Genomic DNA, 16634 nt, shown 5'->3' with positions numbered 1-16634 from the left:
AATGCCGGTTAGTCTAAACTACTTGATAAAAAGATTTTTTTGGAGCATAGTAGTGTTGATTGGTGTCGTAGTTTTCTCCTACTTAGTAATCATATTATCTCCCGGAGATCCCGCAGTCAAATGGGCGGGAAATCCAAGAGGAGTTAACGCCACTCTTGCGATAGAGACAGCTAGACGAGAGCTAGGACTCGATAAACCCCTATACTTGCAAGTTATTGATTTCGTCTTTAAAGTTTTCACCGGTGATTTGGGCACCAGTATTGCGTATAAGCAGCCAGTCTTCTCAATCATATACACTAATATTGCTGCAACCCTGGAGCTTCTTTTTTGCTCCTATATAATAGCTCTTCCCATAGGAATTTTCCTTGGAGTTTACTCAGCTCTTCATAGAGACGAGTTTGTCGATGATTTACTACAATCTATTGGTACTATCATGGCGAACACGCCAGCCTTTTGGCTGGGGGCAATTGTATTCCTTATTCTTGTTTCAACCGGTAATCCGGTTTATGGAAGAATTGACACAAGACTAGTATTAGAAACCGGATTCAAACCTATAACCGGGTTTTACTTGTTAGACAGCATACTCCAGGGTAATATACTAATTTTCTTCGACGTCCTTGGGAAATTGATTCCGCCAAGCTTAATAATCGGAATATATCCTCTCGGTCTTTCAATAAGATTAACTAGAACGCTTTTGGCTGAGTCGCTAACTGAGGATTTTGTGAGAGTAGCAGTTGCGTGGGGTGTAAAAAGAAGGCGCGTTATATGGAGGTATGCTTTCAGAGCTAGTATACCTGCCCTCGTTCAAGTATCTGGGTTGGCCTTCGCGTACAGCTTAATAGACGCCATGGTTGTCGAATACGCTATATTCGGAAGAGAAGGATTGGGGAGACTCCTCGTAGATGCATTGAATTACAGCGACTTCAAGCTCGCGATCGGATTGTTGGTGACTGTTACACTGTTTTACCTGATAATTAATACGCTAGCGGACGTCGTTCAGGCTTTAATCGACCCGAGGGTGAAGCTTTGAATGAACAGTAAATCAGGAATAAACCACAGTGCAAACCCTCACAATGAAGGGATTCGCAAAAGGATTTTCCTCACCTTTGGTTTCCTAGACTCTGTCGTTAGGGCCTGGAGAAGAAGTCTAAGGCTTAAGATCGGTCTCAGCATCTCGATTGTCATAATTATTATGGGTATACTTTCGCCTCTCATAGCCCCATATCCCAGGGATGGAATGGGATTTGTTCCGGAAGATGCGTTACAGAAATTGCGGTTGCCCCCGTCTTCTCAACATATCTTTGGAACTGACACGCGGGGAAGAGATGTTTTCTCCAGAGTTCTACTGGGAATACAGTCAGCGTTGTTGCAAATATTTATCGTGGTTTCATCCAGTTTGTTGATAGGATTGTTCATGGGCGTGCTCGCAGCATATTATAGAGGTTTCGTTGAAACCTTGATAAGCTATCTAATTGAGCTGTTCATGAGTATACCAGCTATTGTTATTGCATTGGCTTTGAGGCTTATAATAGGCTCAGGCATGCTTACTGTAGTACTATCCCTCATAACGACATGGTGGGCTTGGTATGGTAGGATGGCTTACATTTACTCTAGAAGCATCGTGGAGATGGACTATGTTCTTTTGGCTAAATTGTCTGGTGTTCCAAGTTACAAAATCATCTTCAGGCATGTTTTCAGAAATACGTCGCCACCAGTATTTGTTCAAGCAGTGACCGATTTAGGTAGTGTTCTCCTCGAAGCCTCTGCCATAAATTTCCTTGGACTTGGATTGTCACCTGACTCACCGGAATGGGGAGTTATCATGCAGGAGGGTATACAGTATATCTCGATCTCACCGTGGATTAGTGTTTTTCCTGGTATTTTCCTCTTGGTCACAGCCCTTGGATTCAGCCTTATCGGGGATAGCTTGAGGGAGGAAGTCGATCCAAAGTTGAGAAGGAAGTGGAGGCTATGGTTTTAGCTATAGAAGCAGAAGAGTTAAAGATAGGTTACGAGGATGACACCACGATTTGGGCTGTAAAAGGAGTTTCATTCCGTGTTGAAGAGGGCGAGATATTTTGCCTAGTAGGGGAGAGTGGTTGCGGAAAGTCCACTACCGGGAATGCGATCGTAGGCATTTTGCCCCCCTATGCAGTCACCGATGGGGTCTTGAGAATTTTTGGAAAAACTGTCATACAGGGAAATAAGAGAGATTACACAGGGATTAGGGGGCGGATAGTTTCATACGTCCCTCAGAACCCGGGCTCAAGCCTCAATCCCTACCTGACTATCGAGGAACAATTCTATTATGTATTAAACAGCATCTATGGTTGGGATAAAAAGAAAGCTATTGAAGAAGCGTCGAAATACTTGAAACTCGTTGAACTAGATCCTGAACGAGTCATGGATCAGTTCCCTCACGAACTCAGCGGGGGGATGCAGCAGAGAACAGCCATCGCGCTAGCGCTCTCTACTGGTGCGAAGATAATAGTAGCAGATGAACCGACCTCGGCTTTAGACGCCCACCTGCGGCTTGGTTTAATAAGACTGCTGACGCGATTAAGGGATTCTGCCGGATTGACATTAGTATTTATCACCCATGACTTGCTTTCTGCTGGAAAAATATGTGATAAAATCGCTATAATGTATTCAGGAAGGATATTAGAGATGGGAGCATCTGGCCAAATATTGACGGAACCTTTGCATCCATATACGGAGTTACTAGTTGACTCAGTGCCGGTTTTAGGTCTGTTAAAACCTTTGAAAGCAATCCCCGGTGAACCACCGTCTCCAATTGTTGAGGTAAAGGGATGCATATTTCTTGACAGGTGTCCGAAAAAATTCGAAAAATGTAGCACTTCGCATCCGCCCTCCGCGTTTATTCACGAGAGAATAGTTGAGTGTTGGAGGTATCTTGAGAAATGAATAATGAGATCATAGTAAAGCTTGAAAACGTGGCTCTCGGGTATTATACAACACAGAAAGGATGGAAGTCCGTTTTAAAGACAAGACAATACGTTGTACACGATATAAACCTTAATGTAGTCGATGGAGAGCGAGTCGTCATAATTGGAGAGAGTGGATCTGGTAAGACAACGCTTCTAAAAACGATACTCGGGATTCTACCACCATTCAAAGGTAAGGTTTACGTATTAGGTAAGAGCATATATGACTTATCCGCCAAGGAGCGAAGAAAAATTACTAAACAGATAGGTTATGTTCCCCAAGACCCTTATAGGTCGTTAAATCCTCGTGTAAAAATAAGAACCGTAATAATGGAGCCCTTGGAGAAAACGAATCTATCCGAGTCCGAGAAACTTCAAAGAGTGATGGACGCGATCAGACTTGTACAACTACATGAGAAAATACTTGACTACTACCCAATGCAGTTGAGCGGCGGGATGTTACAGAGAGTATTGATAGCGAGAGCTATCGTACACGATCCGGAGATTCTAATCCTAGATGAACCCACTTCCGCGTTAGACGTCTCGATACAAGCTCAAGTTATTAATTTGTTAAACTCAATTCACAGGAAGCTCGAACTAGCAATGTTAACCGTGACCCATGACCTAGCGATTGCCCAATACCTGGGTGACAGGGGGATAATACTATATAAGGGGAGGATTGTCGAAGAAGGAGAGATTGGTAAAATACTCTTGTCACCATCTCACGATTACACTCGTTTATTGATTGCAAGCTATAGGGCTTCATTATAAGTTTTAAATGTTCAACCAAATAGAAATAATGCTGGAGAAAGGTAATGAGCCTTAGTGAAGTGTATTTACCTGCAAAGCAATACAGAATAGTCTTGTACATTCTAGATGGTGTCGAGTCTCTAGAAAAAGTTGCGGAGAAAATGGGGCTTAAACCCGACGATCTAATGAGGGATGTAACCGAGCTAAACAATAAAGGTTTGATCTACGTGGAGAAAATTGTAGAGAAAAAATACAGGCTATCTAGGATTGGAAAACTATACTTAGAGAAGGATGTTCCAGAAAGATTGATCCTGTTGAACTATGATAAATGCCCTGAGAAGATGTTATCGAATCTAGTTAGGTGTATAGCTGAGTTAACAGGTATGAATCCAGGCGAGATTTCAATTGGAGTACAGTATTTGATAAAATCCGGTTGTGCCAAAATAATGAATGACACATTGATTATGATAAACCAAGAAGCTTGCAGGGAGATCGATTCGAAGGCAGGAGTAATTAGAGATTTACTGAAAAAGATAGAGAGCAATGAAGATATCCGGGAAGATGAAGCACTGGAGTTGAAAAAAAGAAAAATGATCGAAGTAGTTGAGAGAAAAGTGATCAAGCTGAGGCCATCAAGTTTTCTCTTAGATTTGTTTAGTAAGGGGTTAGTCAAGGAGAAAGAGTTAATCACTATCGTAAGACCGTCAATGGCATCGAATCTTCAAAAGTATGCTATCAAGGAATTTGATCTATCGGTCCCATTACCGAGGGTGCCAGTGGTTAGAAAACACCCTTTCATGGAGTTCATTGATGATCTAAGGGACATCATGGTTGCACTTGGGTTCGAAGAAGTAAAGGGACCTCATGTTGAAGCTGAGTTTTGGAATTTCGACGTTCTCTACCAAGCTCAAGACCACCCTGCTAGGGAGATCCATGATACCTTCTACATAAAGGACGAAGCAAGAGCTATTATCCCTCCTGAGTTGCTGGAGAGAGCTAGAAGAATTCATGAGAGTGGGTGGAAGTATAAATGGAGTCCTGAAAGAGCCGTGAGACTCGTCCTACGCAGCCAGACCACAGCGGTCTCTGCGAGGACAATATTTGAAAGAGGAGAGGGGGAATACCGGGTATTCACTATTGATCGAGTATTTCGTCCGGAAAACCTTGATGCGAAACACAGTATGGAATTTTACCAGTTGGATGGTATTATTGTTGGTAAGAACGTTAACTTTAAACATCTACTGTACTTCTTTAAGGAACTGTCAGCAGCACTGGGTATAAAGGAGGTTTGGTTCAAACCTGGATATTTCCCATTCACGGAGCCCAGTGTTGAGGGCTATATTAGACACCCTAGTCTGGGATGGGTGGAAGTGTTCCCCGGAGGGGTCTTTAGGCCTGAAGTAATGGAGATTCTGGGCGCTCCTAATACCAGGGCTGTTGCATGGGGCATCGGTGTGGACAGGCTGGCTATGCAAGTTCTTGGAATAGACGACATACGGTTGCTGTTTTCAAGAGACCTCGATATGCTAGAGAGACTGACGTATGCGGGATTACCTTACAAGTTCACAAAGACGGATGGAAAAAGTGTTAAAGTATACGAGTACCCGGAGTAACATGGTGTAGGTTTACTGATGATTAATAAGTATGGCACTTCTTCTCTGAAGGTTTTCATCACAATATTGCTGGAAAAACTTTTAAAGTCTAGACTTGGATTTGATCAAGCCGTAAGAATAGCCATAAAAAAATCATCTTTGAGTAAGGAAGACAGAGCGATTTCATATCGCATAGGTTATGAAACCCTCGTCAACTTCTATGGACTTAAAATGTTGGCAAAAAATAGGGGTTTCGGAGTAAGTGCTGCATCAATTGCAGAATATTTAGAATCAATAAGGTTTGACTTTGAAGAATATCGGAGAAGAATAATTGAATTAACGAGTGATTACCCGATAACGTTGAAACTTTCTTTAAGATACAGTTACCCCTCATGGCTGGTGAAGAAACTTATAGGACTTATAGGTGTGGAAGAGACCGAGAAGACCCTTAAAAGCTTGAACGAGAAGAAACGCTGGGTTCGCGTGAATACATTGACAGTAAAAGTCGAAGAAGCTATGAAATGCCTTAATGATGAAGAGATCGAATTTCATCCTCATAGTGAGTTTGAAGACCTTTTCAAGATCGATGACCCATTCTATCCGATTGGGAAGTCGAATTGCGTGAAGAAAGGGTATTTGATCCCCGAGGATATAGGGTCTTATATTATGGTTGAGAGTATTCAACAATTAGTAGGCCAGGACTTGCTTGATGCTTGTTCAGCACCTGGTGTCAAGCTTCTCCACTTATTATCTCGAAGAAGAATTTCGAGTGTTGTGATTGTTGATTATTCATTGAAGAGACTTCTATATGTTAGGAGTTTATTGAGATATCTGGAGGGCGATTTGAAATCAATAATAATACATGGCGATTCTAGGATTATTGAATATGGTAGGCGTTTCTCAACCATTATTCTTGACGCTCCCTGTTCAGGCTCTGGAGCGGTTTATGGAGATCCTAGTGTTAAACTGCGGTTGTCAAAGAGCGAACTTGAAAGATATCACGAAATCCAGTACAGGCTTTTGAATAATGCTTTGAAGAATGGATATGATATCATATATGCTACTTGTAGCATCATACCTCTTGAGGGAGAAATAGTTGTTCAAAAACTTGTAGATAAATATGGTGTTGAACTAGTGAGGCTCAACTATCCGTATCTTGACCCATCATACCCATCATATAGAGTATCGCAAAAAACGCACCGGATAAGACCCCATAGAGTTGATGGACAAGGATTTTTCATAGCCATTATCAGAGGGAGTTAAAATGCAACTTGGCATTGATAAAATATACGGAGTCCACTATAGCAGGTGTCATGGATTAACGGCCGGTTTAGATCTACTATTTCCTCCTAAAAAATGTCCACTAGACTGCACATGGTGTCCAATGGGCAAGACGGTGGTGAAAACGAGAAATCTCGTCGAGGCAGACATCAAAGGGTTGGACGAGATAGACGCCTTTAAAAAATTACTCGGCAGACAAGGCCTAGATCTAAAAACCCTTTATATATGGGGTTCTGGGGATCCATTATTGAACAATAAAATAGTGTCCGTTTTAAAGGTCATGAAAGAAGCAAACATGATGAACAAAATAATTGTTCATACCTCCGGATTATTATTCCCAAAATACTATACCTCTGGGCTCTTCGAACTGGTCGACGAATTCATAATACCATTCGAATGGACAAGAGGTGGCATGATGGAACTTGGATGGGAAAACTCCGTATCAATCTCAACATTCTCGTCCATACTTTCAGAGGTTAGTAAAAAGTACCCTGAAAAGGTAAGTCTAGAGATTACTATTTTCAAACTCGCTGGTGGGACTTACCCTTCTATTCACGACATGCACGAAATAGCAAATTACATGACGAAGATTCGTCCAGAGAGGATTTACCTGAAAACTGTTAATAGACCGGTTAGTGAAAGAATTCATAGTGTTTCATCGAGACTTTTAGAAGAGTATGCCAGTCTCCTGGAGAGGTTTAATCTGAATCCAACTATCTGCGAAAACAAGGTCGATGTCGATCTCAATCTTCAGATACCAAATTTAATCAGGCTATTATACAATCACATTTTGCGGAAACCGCTGAGTTATGAAGAAATAAAAAACATTTACGGAGACAAGGGAGTAATTTCAGCAGAAAACCTTGTTACGATGGGAAAAGCATTTAAACTAGCATGGGAGAAGAAGGTGTTTTACCGGGGAGTTATTTAGTTTTGCGCGATTTTCGGAAAAAAATCTTTGCGCGATTTTCAAGATTAAAGCCATCAGTGAGAGTGTCAAGCAGATCAACAATACTAGATGGAGCTCATCAATGGACATTTTCATTAACCAAGTTTTTATGATTAAGCTCAGGGAGAATAAAAACATAGAGGGGTATAAGTATAGTGTCTAGTTACGTGTTGCTGTACGTATTCGTCGGCATCATGGTATTAAAGATCGTTGGAGCGTACTTCAAAACGAGAAGAGTGGGTGAACTAGCAGGATACATCCTCGCATCTATCATTCTAGCATTATTTTTTTACGGTTCAGTAGACCCCAAGGAGCTTGAATTAATCGCTGAGATATCCTCCATTTTGATAGTATTCCACGCGGGTTTAACTAGCGATTTCAGTGAAGTTCTCGGAAATCTCAAGAAGGCATTATTTATTTCTGTTACGGCCGTCGGTTTCACCTTCGCAATAATTTTCTCCTCGCTATATTACCTTGGTCTTCCACTGGAAGTTTCGTTAATGATCGCGATTCTATTTTCGAACACCGCTACTGAGACTACAGCGCTTGTTTTAGAAAAACTCGGGCTTGAGTTAAAGAACTTGTTAATATCTGCCAGTTTTATTGATGATGTTATCGTACTGTTTCTCGCGATAGTTTATTTCAACTTATTGAGAGGTGTAGGTTATGTAGATCTTATAACCTCTTTGAGTATTTCTATTGGAGTCTTTGCATTAGTATTACAATTGGGTATGCGAAGAGATTTGGTAACCGGATTCTTCGCAAAAATATCGAAATCTTATGAGACGTTTGTTGATTCAACCATTCTGATACTAACTGGCTTAGTAGTATTGTTTATTATATTCAAGGGAAGTGGGTTGATAGCTGGATACCTAGCGGGCTTATTTTTGTCTATGGGTTCTTCTATTAAAGATCCCTTCCTTCGATTTAGGTCCAAGATAATAGATTTCAGCATAATGCTTGACAGTTTTATTGATTCAATGTTCATTCCAATGTTCCTCCTATACGTATCCCTCTTCGTAATTAAACCTGGAATAAACATGTTTCTTGTCGTGGTGGTTTTCACAGGTGCTGTTATCGGAAAATTTATACCGTATTTCTTCTTCATGTTTAGAGATAAGCGATTTAAGAACAACGCGGTCTTGGCGGGGATTTGTATGAGTGGACGAGGTGTTCTAGAGATGGTGTTAGTTATGTATGCTATGAACTTGGGATTATTACATGATGACATGGTCAACACGGTACTAGCCGCGTCCGTTTTAACCAGCCTGTTCGCCATGATTTCGACTAGTGGTCTACACGAAAAGATGAGAATCAGTTAGGCCCGTCAATTCATCCCATCTAAATGGTCATCCCTTCCAAGCTTCATCCTTCAAAATTATTAATGGTGGACTAACTTAATAAGCTTGGACAAGTTTATCTCGCTGATTACAACCGGATGAGGTATTCTATTGCGGTGGAGAATAGCTGGGTGAACCTCTCCAACGAAGCCTACATATGTATCGTTAACTTCTATATAGCTGGTTCTCTCCTCGAGGAACCCATTTTTCCTCCCCTTGATGAACTTGTGAGCCACTTTGAAGTGCTCAAGCATACTAGCCACAGCGGATAAGCCGTCCGTTAAGGTGGCCTTATCATGAGATATTGCAATACCTAGGTGTCTTTCGACCTGAACATGATTCGACAAGTCCCCTGGAATAGCAACATCCCCTATCTCAAAGATTTTTATCATGGCTCGTTTGCCCGAGTTTTCGGCAACCGTCTCTAATAATCCTGGAGCAAGCCATATCCTTACCCCCGTGAATCTCTCAGACCTTGGGTTGGCAACCGTGAACATTTTTTCATTCAAGCCGAAAATCCCCAATTGAACCTGTTCATTACTCATCATGTAGTTTGCTACCTCTATAAAACTCATTCCTAAAAGGAGATCTCGTACTTTCCTCGAAAACGCTTCAATTGGATGGATTCTACCCGGATGGGTTGAAAATGGAAGTGAGTCAGCTTCTGAACCGATGTTATGGTATCCAAGGGAAATCGAAATATCTTCCGCGATATCGACCCATGACTTAACATCTATTCTAAAGACCGGTATTTTCAACCTCAAATACTTCTCCCCAATCTCCACAGCTTCATAATAATGTCGTTTTAATAGATCAAGAGTCTCGGCTACACTTATCGAAGTTCCTATCAAGCTGTTCACGTCATCTATGTTGATCTCCATAACGGTTTTTTCCATTCTGGGGGCTACAACCTTCTCTGCATCTGGATAAAAAACTTCTACCGCTTCAATAGTCCCACTACGAGATCTTTCCGCTATGTTGACTGCCATTATGGTTACCATGTCGACTGCAGTATCCTTGTCAATGCTAGTAGAATCGATCAAAATGTTTTTTGTTGAAACATCCACTTTTGAAGATTCTCCATTAACAATAGGCGCTAAGCTCAGTATTTGACCCGAGGAGTCCATTAATACCGGATATCTCTTCATGTTTGAAATGATCTTACCATATAATTGTCCTTGATCGGTCTCTGTTAGTGCATCCCTTAAGCTCATCTTACGTGTGGTGTTTAGTGGAGTAAAGAAGGACGAATCTGGATCCATTGTTTTATAATATATTGGTGGTTGCACCTTATCGAGGTCGTAGACACCTATGCTGGCTTTCCTTCTCTCTCTTCCATAGGTTGTTGCTAGTTTTTCCTGTAATTGCATAATTTGTCTTACTGCTTCATCATCCAACACCAGGTCTTTAACGATTGCTAATGCTATGTAGGGTCTCTCCGGGATTTCCTCGGCATACCCCTTAATGGTAGATATCTTGAAATTCAGTTGTTTCAAGGGCAAGTTCATAAAATTGCGCAGGCTTCTTGCTAACCCTTCTACGCTAAAAATGTCAGGCCTGTCTTGATTTGCCTCATACTCTAGAATGTCTCCATCTATTTTCTCTACTTCGCATTTCAGAAGGGCCAGATATTTTTTAATTTCATCAGCATTTAACCTCTTGCCTATCAACCTTTCAAGGTCGCTTATGCTGACTTTAATTGTTGGCATGGAAATCACATATTCTATCTTACTTCAGTAGTTCATCTCTTATAATAGCCCAGGCTTCATTAATAACGATTTCCTCGTCCTTTGTCCACGCAAGGAGGTTCTCTTGTTTAAATAGGTCAGATATTTTCTCAATACCACTTTTATAGGCTAGTGGAGCGTAAACTGATAGGAACGTGCTGGCGCCCCTTATCTCTCTAAGTCTGAGGAATTGTTTTCTATCTAGTTTTTTGTACAAATACCTTAGAGATATAGGCGTTTCTAGAGCATTCAAGTCTCCGGGCGTCAAAGGCCTTTGAGATTCTATAAGATATTCGAGATGAGGGAGGTCTACACCGCTCTTAAAAGATTCAATGGCATACCAAACTCTGAGATATTCCTTAAACTTGCTTTTTACTTGTTCAGCCTTGTATTTCTGATGGAAAAGGCTTGCTGCAAGGAGCGAAGCAAGGGATATTCGGATTATATTGCTTATTGAAAGGGTTGAAGGACTATCCATATCTGTGTGATAGTACTTGCTAGGCCACTCGTTAAGCATAATGCTGTCCCATCCCCATGCAAGCGTTACGTCGTGATCGCTACCAGCTGTGTAAGGTGATATACTGTATTTTAATCCCGGAAGCTTGAATCCGCTGAATGAAGGTGCAGTATCCATCACATACTTCACTGCTAAATAGGTATAAGGAGATATTGTTGAATCCATGAAGAGAGGGGGTATGACAATATTCAATGTTGACCCGGTCACGGCTTGATTACTTCCAATCATATCAAGATTAATAACGGCTTTCGGGGGATTTTTCAAAGCACTCTTAAGGAATATTGTTCCAGTATACTCTGGTATCCATGCATGGCATGCAGGAACTTCCTTGGTTTTTCCCGATAAAGCTATCGCGAAAGCTATTAGCAGATTCGCAACGCTACCGCTAGCATTATCGTGGGCTCCCGGTTTAGGGTGACAAATGTGACTTGTAAAGAGGATCTCTGGTTCGTCTGAATTACATGCTACTAACGCTGTGATCGGTTCTTCGTTAAACTCGCTCTTGACCTTCCAGCAAATAGTTATTTTTCTAGTTGGATTCTCAACGATCATCGATTGTAGCCTAAGTGCAGTAGTGTAAGGTATGTTCATGACCACTTTGCCGAGGACCTCGCTTCTATCTATGAATAAGCCTGTATAAGGAACAGCATCTTGATATCTCTTTGGATCGTAAACTAGGATGAGTTGAGCGTCAATGTTCTTATAAAGGTCGTAAACGTACCCCTTAGCGAGTACCACGTCTCCTTCACATTTTTCGGTTGTACAGAGGGTTAGTTCACCGCACCCCTCTCCGGAGGGCGAATGTGCTGCAACTATAGTTGGATGGTCTCTTGAATAATACTTCTCTATTACAGTACTCCCTAGTTTGATCTCCAACAGTCCTTCATGAAGATTCCATCCATGAGGTATCTCCATATAGCCTTTAGTCCCACCCGGTGTTATCTTAAGTATCTTAGTTGGTAAACCGAAGCCCTCTACTATTTCCTTCAACTCCTCCACGGTAAGGTTCAGTTCCTTCGAGCCCTGAACTCGGTTGTATCTGGTAATAATGCTTAAAACATCCTCAGTCATGGATTGGTAAAGGTATTTGGAATACGTATCCGATATTTCTCGAATCATTTTTCCTCCAAGGTAAACATTATATTGTCAATTATATTAATAATCTTAGAAACTGTGGGGTGCTTGTTACATGGTGATTGTTAGCATTACTCCGGAGATAGCGATCGAAAGGGGAAGAACTTATGCTGGAGGCCTCGGAGTCCTAGAGGGGGATAAGTTATTAGGGGCCGGGGATTTAGGGTTGGATTATATCGCTTTATCGCTTTACTATCGTCAAGGATATGCAAGCATATCATTCAAGGGAACCGAACCATCGATCTCCCCGGAGGAGCAAGAAACGAGCTTTATCTCTTCACTATCACAGGAGAAAGAGTTCACAATTCAATTGCGTGGAGAAGACATCATTGTAAGACCTTGGGTCTATAGGTATAAAACTGCCAGAGCCGTCCTCTTCGAGGCCGTTTGCCCTCTTTGGGCTAGGAGGCTGACTGATAGAGTTTATTATGAGAACAGCATGGAGGAGACGTTCTACAAATACGCGTTGCTGGCCAAGGCCTCTGGATACTACTTGAAAAACTACGTGGGATTAGACAAGATAAGCATTATCGACTTAGAAGAGAGCTACACATCCATGATTCTCAACGTGATGGATGTATCAAAGCTATCACGCATAATCATCCACACTCCGGGACCTTGGGGGCACCCAAGTTTTCCCGGTGAATTTATTGTCCGAGAATTCGGAGTCTTCCTTGGTGATTATATAAATCTGACCGAGTACTCTCTGTCCAAGCTGGAAAAAGCCATAGTTGTTTCAAAGAAACAAGAATCCGTAGTAGCTACAATATTCCCTAAATATAAGGATAAAATCGTCGCTATTACGAACGGAATACATCTTGGAAGATGGATGCACCCTGTGCTTTACGAGGCTGTGAATAAAGGAGAGGTAAACGTGGACCTATTGAAAAAGGCTAGGCAGGATGCTCGCGATAAACTATACTCACTTGTTAGGAAATACAAAGATAATGTAAACGTGGATGGAAAAATGATAATAGCGTGGACAAGAAGATTAGCCAGATACAAACGACCCTATTTTGTCTCCAGGTTCATTGAAGAAAATCCAGACGTCAATGCGTTCTTTATTGTCGCGGGAAAGCCGCATCCGAGAGACTCGGATGGAATAAGTTATTTGAAGAAGTTCAGAGATCTCGACCTAAAACTCACTAATGTAGCATATATTCCGGAATATAGTATGGAAGTAGCGAAGACTATTCTTCAAGGAGTCGACCTATTGTTGTTCACACCTTTCCCAGGATGGGAAGCATGCGGAACCAGCTATATGAAGGCCATGGTGAACGGGGTTCCCGTGCTTTCAAGTAGAGATGGAGGAGTACCCGAGGTAGTAGAGGACGGCTACAACAGTTGGTTGTTTGGAAGCGAAGTCTCAGATTTCATAAATATATACACTGATCAACGGGCTAGAGAAATTGATGAAAAAGACTATTCAGACTTTCGGAACAAGTTGCTGTGGATTATCGACATGTTTAATAGGGATCCTTCAAGGTACTGGGAGGTAGCGTTTAATAGTCTGAAAACAACCCCGGAGAAAGTCGATATTAAGAGGGCTCTTAAAAAATATTACATTCAAGATTGAGGATTATCGAACGATGAGGACAGATATGGGGGCGTTTATCACCACTGAGAGAGCGATGCTCCCTATCGGGAGTTCTCCGTAAAGGGTTTTTCCCCTCGCACCCATGATGACTAAATCGTATCCTTCTTCAATTATTTCTTTTACCAAACGATAGCTCACGCTCTCAGTCTCGTGATCATATTCAATAAGCTTGTAGGACACGTTGACGGGTTCCTTAGCGATTCTCGATTTAGCCTTGCTTAAGGGTTCAGAATCATCCTTATCGTGCCTGCTTTTTACGAAGACTACGGTTATTTTTGAGCCATAGTGTTTCGCTAGATCAATCGCGATCTCGAGCGCTTTTAGGCTAGATTCGCTCCCATCAACGGGAACTAGAATCTTCCTGTATATGAAACTGATTCTATAAGAGGGTTCTTCACCGATCAAGAGTAGAATACCTCCAAAATACGTTATTAGAGGAAATCCTATTAAAAAACATCCTTTAACGACCCAACACCCAGATACCTGTCAGTTTCAGCTAAAGCCTGTTCCATCGAGAGTCCCGCGTTCGATATCGCGTAAACCGCGTCTATGTTTTCCGGAATAACTATTGATTCTTGGTGTATTGCTTGTATCAATGAAAGATTGTTTCCTGAGACCCTTACCGTGTTTTCGAACACAATATTTTCATAAATATCATTTCTAGAACGACTAACGTCTCTCGCGACTTCGATGATCTTGCTGGTTGAGTCTACGCCAGACTTTTTGGGATCAATTATCAGGAACCGGTTATAACTGCTTAATGTTTCAATAATTTTCGACTTACTGACAGGGGTTTCAAACTCTATATCGAGGTATTGAACGTGCATTAGAGTAGTAGGAACCACGACCGCCTGGGTTTCTATGTGGAGACTTGGAACAACGGTATTAGCGTCTCTCGCATGATGACTGATTTCTTCCAGCGTTTCAAGTTTGATAGAATTTATTGGCCCCCTAGAGTCTTCCCTTGGATCTGCGCCTCTCCTTATGATGAGCGCTTTCACGGTTCTAACATGGAACTCTCTGTGAAGGATACATACTACCCTAAGTAATCCAGTAGTATTGCAACTGACGACTCTTACGTATCTCTTCCCTACCGCGTCATAGAAGTTACAGTATGAACTATAGCTGACTTCAGCTACTTCGGGCTTTTCCCCTCCTTGAAATATAGCCCGCTTTCCGGCTCCCTTATATAATGCAAGGTTTATTAAACCCTTTCCCCCAGGAGAAGCGTCAATTATTATGGATGACATATTGAGGAAATCTTCTATCGTGCCCTTTGGGGTTACTCCTATTTTTTCAAAATCTCCCCATTTTTCTTCTGGAACGAAGATGTCAATTCCTCTCCGAGACGCGACTTTAGAGGCATAATCCGGGGAATACTTGGCCACTCCTACTAGTTTGAAATTAGGATTTTTCAGCACAGCGTCAGCGATTCGCTTACCTATTGTTCCATACCCGTTAATACCGATGGATATCAAAGTCACCATCCCAGGAACATTTTTGATGAGAGCTCCATGGCTTTTAGCGCAGGCAACTCTTCACCTGACAGAAATAATAGTAAGGCGTTTCCACCAGTCGAAACGTGGATCTTATTGTTAACCCTATTCTCATCAACCATTGACCCTAAATGTCCACCTGCTATGAGCGTGAATGCGTTACTGCTATATACGTATTCGAGAAGATTCGTTGTTCCAGCTCTAAATTCCTCCTCTTCGATGACTCCGGCAGGCCCCCTCATGACTATGATTTTTGCATCCCTGAGGAGGTCGCCGTAAATCTTAACGGTATTTTCGCCTATGTCTTTAATTACTCCACGAATTTCGCCAACGTAAACATTTTTAACTTCTCCATTCAATTTTGATTTGAAATCTATTGGGGTCTCGATTGGCGCCCCCCTCATTAGAATGTGTCTAGCTCTTGGCACAAGTGGTAGAAGACCCTTTTCCTCGAGTACTTTCATGTTCTCGACTCCAATGTTGATTCCCTTTGCTACTAAAAACAGGTGTGCAAGGAGTCCAGTAGTTAATATCCTATCAGCTAATTTATTCCTCATTAGGTTTTCCATGACTCTGAGTAGCTCTCTAACCTTGGAACCCCCCAGCACATATATCCTGGGTGATTCGAAAGAATCCAGTATTCTAGTTATTGCTTGGATCTCTTTCTCGAAAACAGGGCCGATACAGCTAGGTAGAGATAGGGGGAATCCAACGATGCTTGGCTGGCTCCGATGAGCTGTTGCAAAGGCGTCATTAACGTATACGTCCACATTGCTGGAGAGTTTTTTCACGAGCATGGTCAGTGCCTGTTTTTCGGGAGCAGCTTCGATGATTTCCTCGGATAATATCCTCAAATTCTCAAGAAGCAATACTTCACCAGGCTTTAATTCACGTATCTCTTCCCTTGCTTTAGGACCAATAATATCGTCTACGAATTTCACAGGAATCCCCATGTACTTTGAAAGGAGAAGGGAGTGTTTTTCCAAACTAATAAAATCGCTTTCACCCGGGCGTCCTTGATGAGAGATGAGTATTATTGCAGGGTTGTATTTCTCTAAGATTTCCTTTACATGCTTTCCGTGAACACTTATCCTTTTATCATCCATAATCTCCTCGGTCTCTGGATCAATTGGTGAATTAATGTCGATTCTCATGAGTATTTTCTTACCATTGATCTCTAAATCTTTTATAGTGGGCAATCTCGGTATATTTATTGTCACAAATACACACCATTAATATCGTATGGAAATATGAGGTTATAAGTTTCCATGGAACTCTTTAATTAAATATTTTAATAAATACAACG

The 16634-nt window shown here is 41.7% G+C and carries 14 protein-coding genes; 9 read left to right on the top strand and 5 right to left on the bottom strand.

Annotation, left to right across the window (positions count from 1 at the left end):
* The first annotated feature begins 1 nt into the window (after position 1).
* The 8 genes from QXH45_04390 (at position 2) to QXH45_04355 (ending at position 8839) form a co-directional block, all read left to right on the top strand.
* A complete protein-coding gene (locus tag QXH45_04390) occupies positions 2-1030 on the top strand; it encodes an ABC transporter permease (GenBank protein MEM2078487.1) in 1029 nt (342 codons plus the stop codon).
* Entirely contained in the window at positions 1031-1981 is a 951-nt protein-coding gene (locus QXH45_04385) for an ABC transporter permease (GenBank protein ID MEM2078486.1), read from the top strand.
* Positions 1972-2925, top strand: a complete 954-nt coding sequence (locus tag QXH45_04380) for an ABC transporter ATP-binding protein (protein ID MEM2078485.1) — start codon at positions 1972-1974, stop codon at positions 2923-2925. The genes QXH45_04385 and QXH45_04380 overlap by 10 nt, the downstream gene beginning before the upstream one ends.
* Positions 2922-3716 (top strand): ABC transporter ATP-binding protein, encoded by a 795-nt coding sequence (locus QXH45_04375; protein ID MEM2078484.1) that lies wholly within the window; start codon positions 2922-2924, stop codon positions 3714-3716. Before QXH45_04380 ends, QXH45_04375 begins: the two co-directional genes overlap by 4 nt.
* Before the next feature lie 44 nt (positions 3717-3760).
* Positions 3761-5308 (top strand): phenylalanine--tRNA ligase subunit alpha, encoded by a 1548-nt coding sequence (locus tag QXH45_04370; GenBank protein MEM2078483.1) that lies wholly within the window; start codon positions 3761-3763, stop codon positions 5306-5308.
* Between the two features lie 18 nt (positions 5309-5326).
* Positions 5327-6550 (top strand): RsmB/NOP family class I SAM-dependent RNA methyltransferase, encoded by a 1224-nt coding sequence (locus QXH45_04365; protein ID MEM2078482.1) that lies wholly within the window; start codon positions 5327-5329, stop codon positions 6548-6550.
* 1 nt (position 6551) lies between these two features.
* A complete protein-coding gene (locus tag QXH45_04360; GenBank protein MEM2078481.1) occupies positions 6552-7499 on the top strand; it encodes a hypothetical protein in 948 nt (315 codons plus the stop codon).
* Between the two features lie 173 nt (positions 7500-7672).
* Entirely contained in the window at positions 7673-8839 is a 1167-nt protein-coding gene (locus QXH45_04355) for a cation:proton antiporter (protein MEM2078480.1), read from the top strand.
* A 59-nt stretch (positions 8840-8898) separates the two neighbouring features.
* On the opposite strand, the gene pheT is transcribed toward QXH45_04355, so the two are convergent.
* Positions 8899-10566 carry a phenylalanine--tRNA ligase subunit beta gene (pheT, locus tag QXH45_04350; GenBank protein MEM2078479.1) on the bottom strand — a complete coding sequence of 556 codons (1668 nt, stop codon included), beginning with the start codon at positions 10564-10566 and terminating at the stop codon, positions 8899-8901.
* A gap of 19 nt (positions 10567-10585) precedes the next feature.
* On the bottom strand, positions 10586-12220 hold the full coding sequence (locus QXH45_04345) for a M28 family peptidase (protein MEM2078478.1): 1635 nt from the start codon (positions 12218-12220) through the stop codon (positions 10586-10588).
* Between the two features lie 70 nt (positions 12221-12290).
* Between QXH45_04345 and QXH45_04340 the strand changes: the two genes are divergently transcribed.
* On the top strand, positions 12291-13811 hold the full coding sequence (locus tag QXH45_04340) for a glycogen/starch/alpha-glucan phosphorylase (protein MEM2078477.1): 1521 nt from the start codon (positions 12291-12293) through the stop codon (positions 13809-13811).
* A 3-nt stretch (positions 13812-13814) separates the two neighbouring features.
* Here QXH45_04340 and QXH45_04335 read toward each other — a convergent pair whose 3' ends face one another.
* From QXH45_04335 to QXH45_04325, 3 genes are read right to left on the bottom strand one after another with little or no spacing between them, the layout of a single operon-like run.
* Entirely contained in the window at positions 13815-14237 is a 423-nt protein-coding gene (locus QXH45_04335) for a universal stress protein (protein MEM2078476.1), read from the bottom strand.
* Between the two features lie 41 nt (positions 14238-14278).
* Positions 14279-15319, bottom strand: coding sequence for a type II glyceraldehyde-3-phosphate dehydrogenase (locus QXH45_04330; protein MEM2078475.1), 1041 nt, complete (start codon positions 15317-15319; stop codon positions 14279-14281).
* A complete protein-coding gene (locus QXH45_04325; protein MEM2078474.1) occupies positions 15313-16548 on the bottom strand; it encodes a phosphoglycerate kinase in 1236 nt (411 codons plus the stop codon). The genes QXH45_04330 and QXH45_04325 overlap by 7 nt, the downstream gene beginning before the upstream one ends.
* Between the last annotated feature and the right edge of the window lie 86 nt (positions 16549-16634).

The organism is Thermosphaera sp., from assembly GCA_038827615.1.
GTDB lineage: Archaea > Thermoproteota > Thermoprotei_A > Sulfolobales > Desulfurococcaceae > Thermosphaera.
Note: the sequence above shows the minus strand (reverse complement) of the source record. Positions and strands in the feature narration are given on the sequence as shown.

Bases quoted from the DNA above. Each gene is read 5' to 3' on its own strand.
- QXH45_04365 (MEM2078482.1), top strand. From the start codon at position 5,327: ATGATTAATAAGTATGGCACTTCTTCTCTGAAGGTTTTCATCACAATA.
- pheT (MEM2078479.1), bottom strand. From the start codon at position 10,566: ATGCCAACAATTAAAGTCAGCATAAGCGACCTTGAAAGGTTGATAGGC.
- QXH45_04385 (MEM2078486.1), top strand. From the start codon at position 1,031: ATGAACAGTAAATCAGGAATAAACCACAGTGCAAACCCTCACAATGAA.
- QXH45_04360 (MEM2078481.1), top strand. From the start codon at position 6,552: ATGCAACTTGGCATTGATAAAATATACGGAGTCCACTATAGCAGGTGT.
- QXH45_04330 (MEM2078475.1), bottom strand. From the start codon at position 15,319: ATGGTGACTTTGATATCCATCGGTATTAACGGGTATGGAACAATAGGT.
- QXH45_04375 (MEM2078484.1), top strand. From the start codon at position 2,922: ATGAATAATGAGATCATAGTAAAGCTTGAAAACGTGGCTCTCGGGTAT.
- QXH45_04340 (MEM2078477.1), top strand. From the start codon at position 12,291: ATGGTGATTGTTAGCATTACTCCGGAGATAGCGATCGAAAGGGGAAGA.
- QXH45_04390 (MEM2078487.1), top strand. From the start codon at position 2: ATGCCGGTTAGTCTAAACTACTTGATAAAAAGATTTTTTTGGAGCATA.
- QXH45_04370 (MEM2078483.1), top strand. From the start codon at position 3,761: ATGAGCCTTAGTGAAGTGTATTTACCTGCAAAGCAATACAGAATAGTC.
- QXH45_04380 (MEM2078485.1), top strand. From the start codon at position 1,972: ATGGTTTTAGCTATAGAAGCAGAAGAGTTAAAGATAGGTTACGAGGAT.
- QXH45_04345 (MEM2078478.1), bottom strand. From the start codon at position 12,220: ATGATTCGAGAAATATCGGATACGTATTCCAAATACCTTTACCAATCC.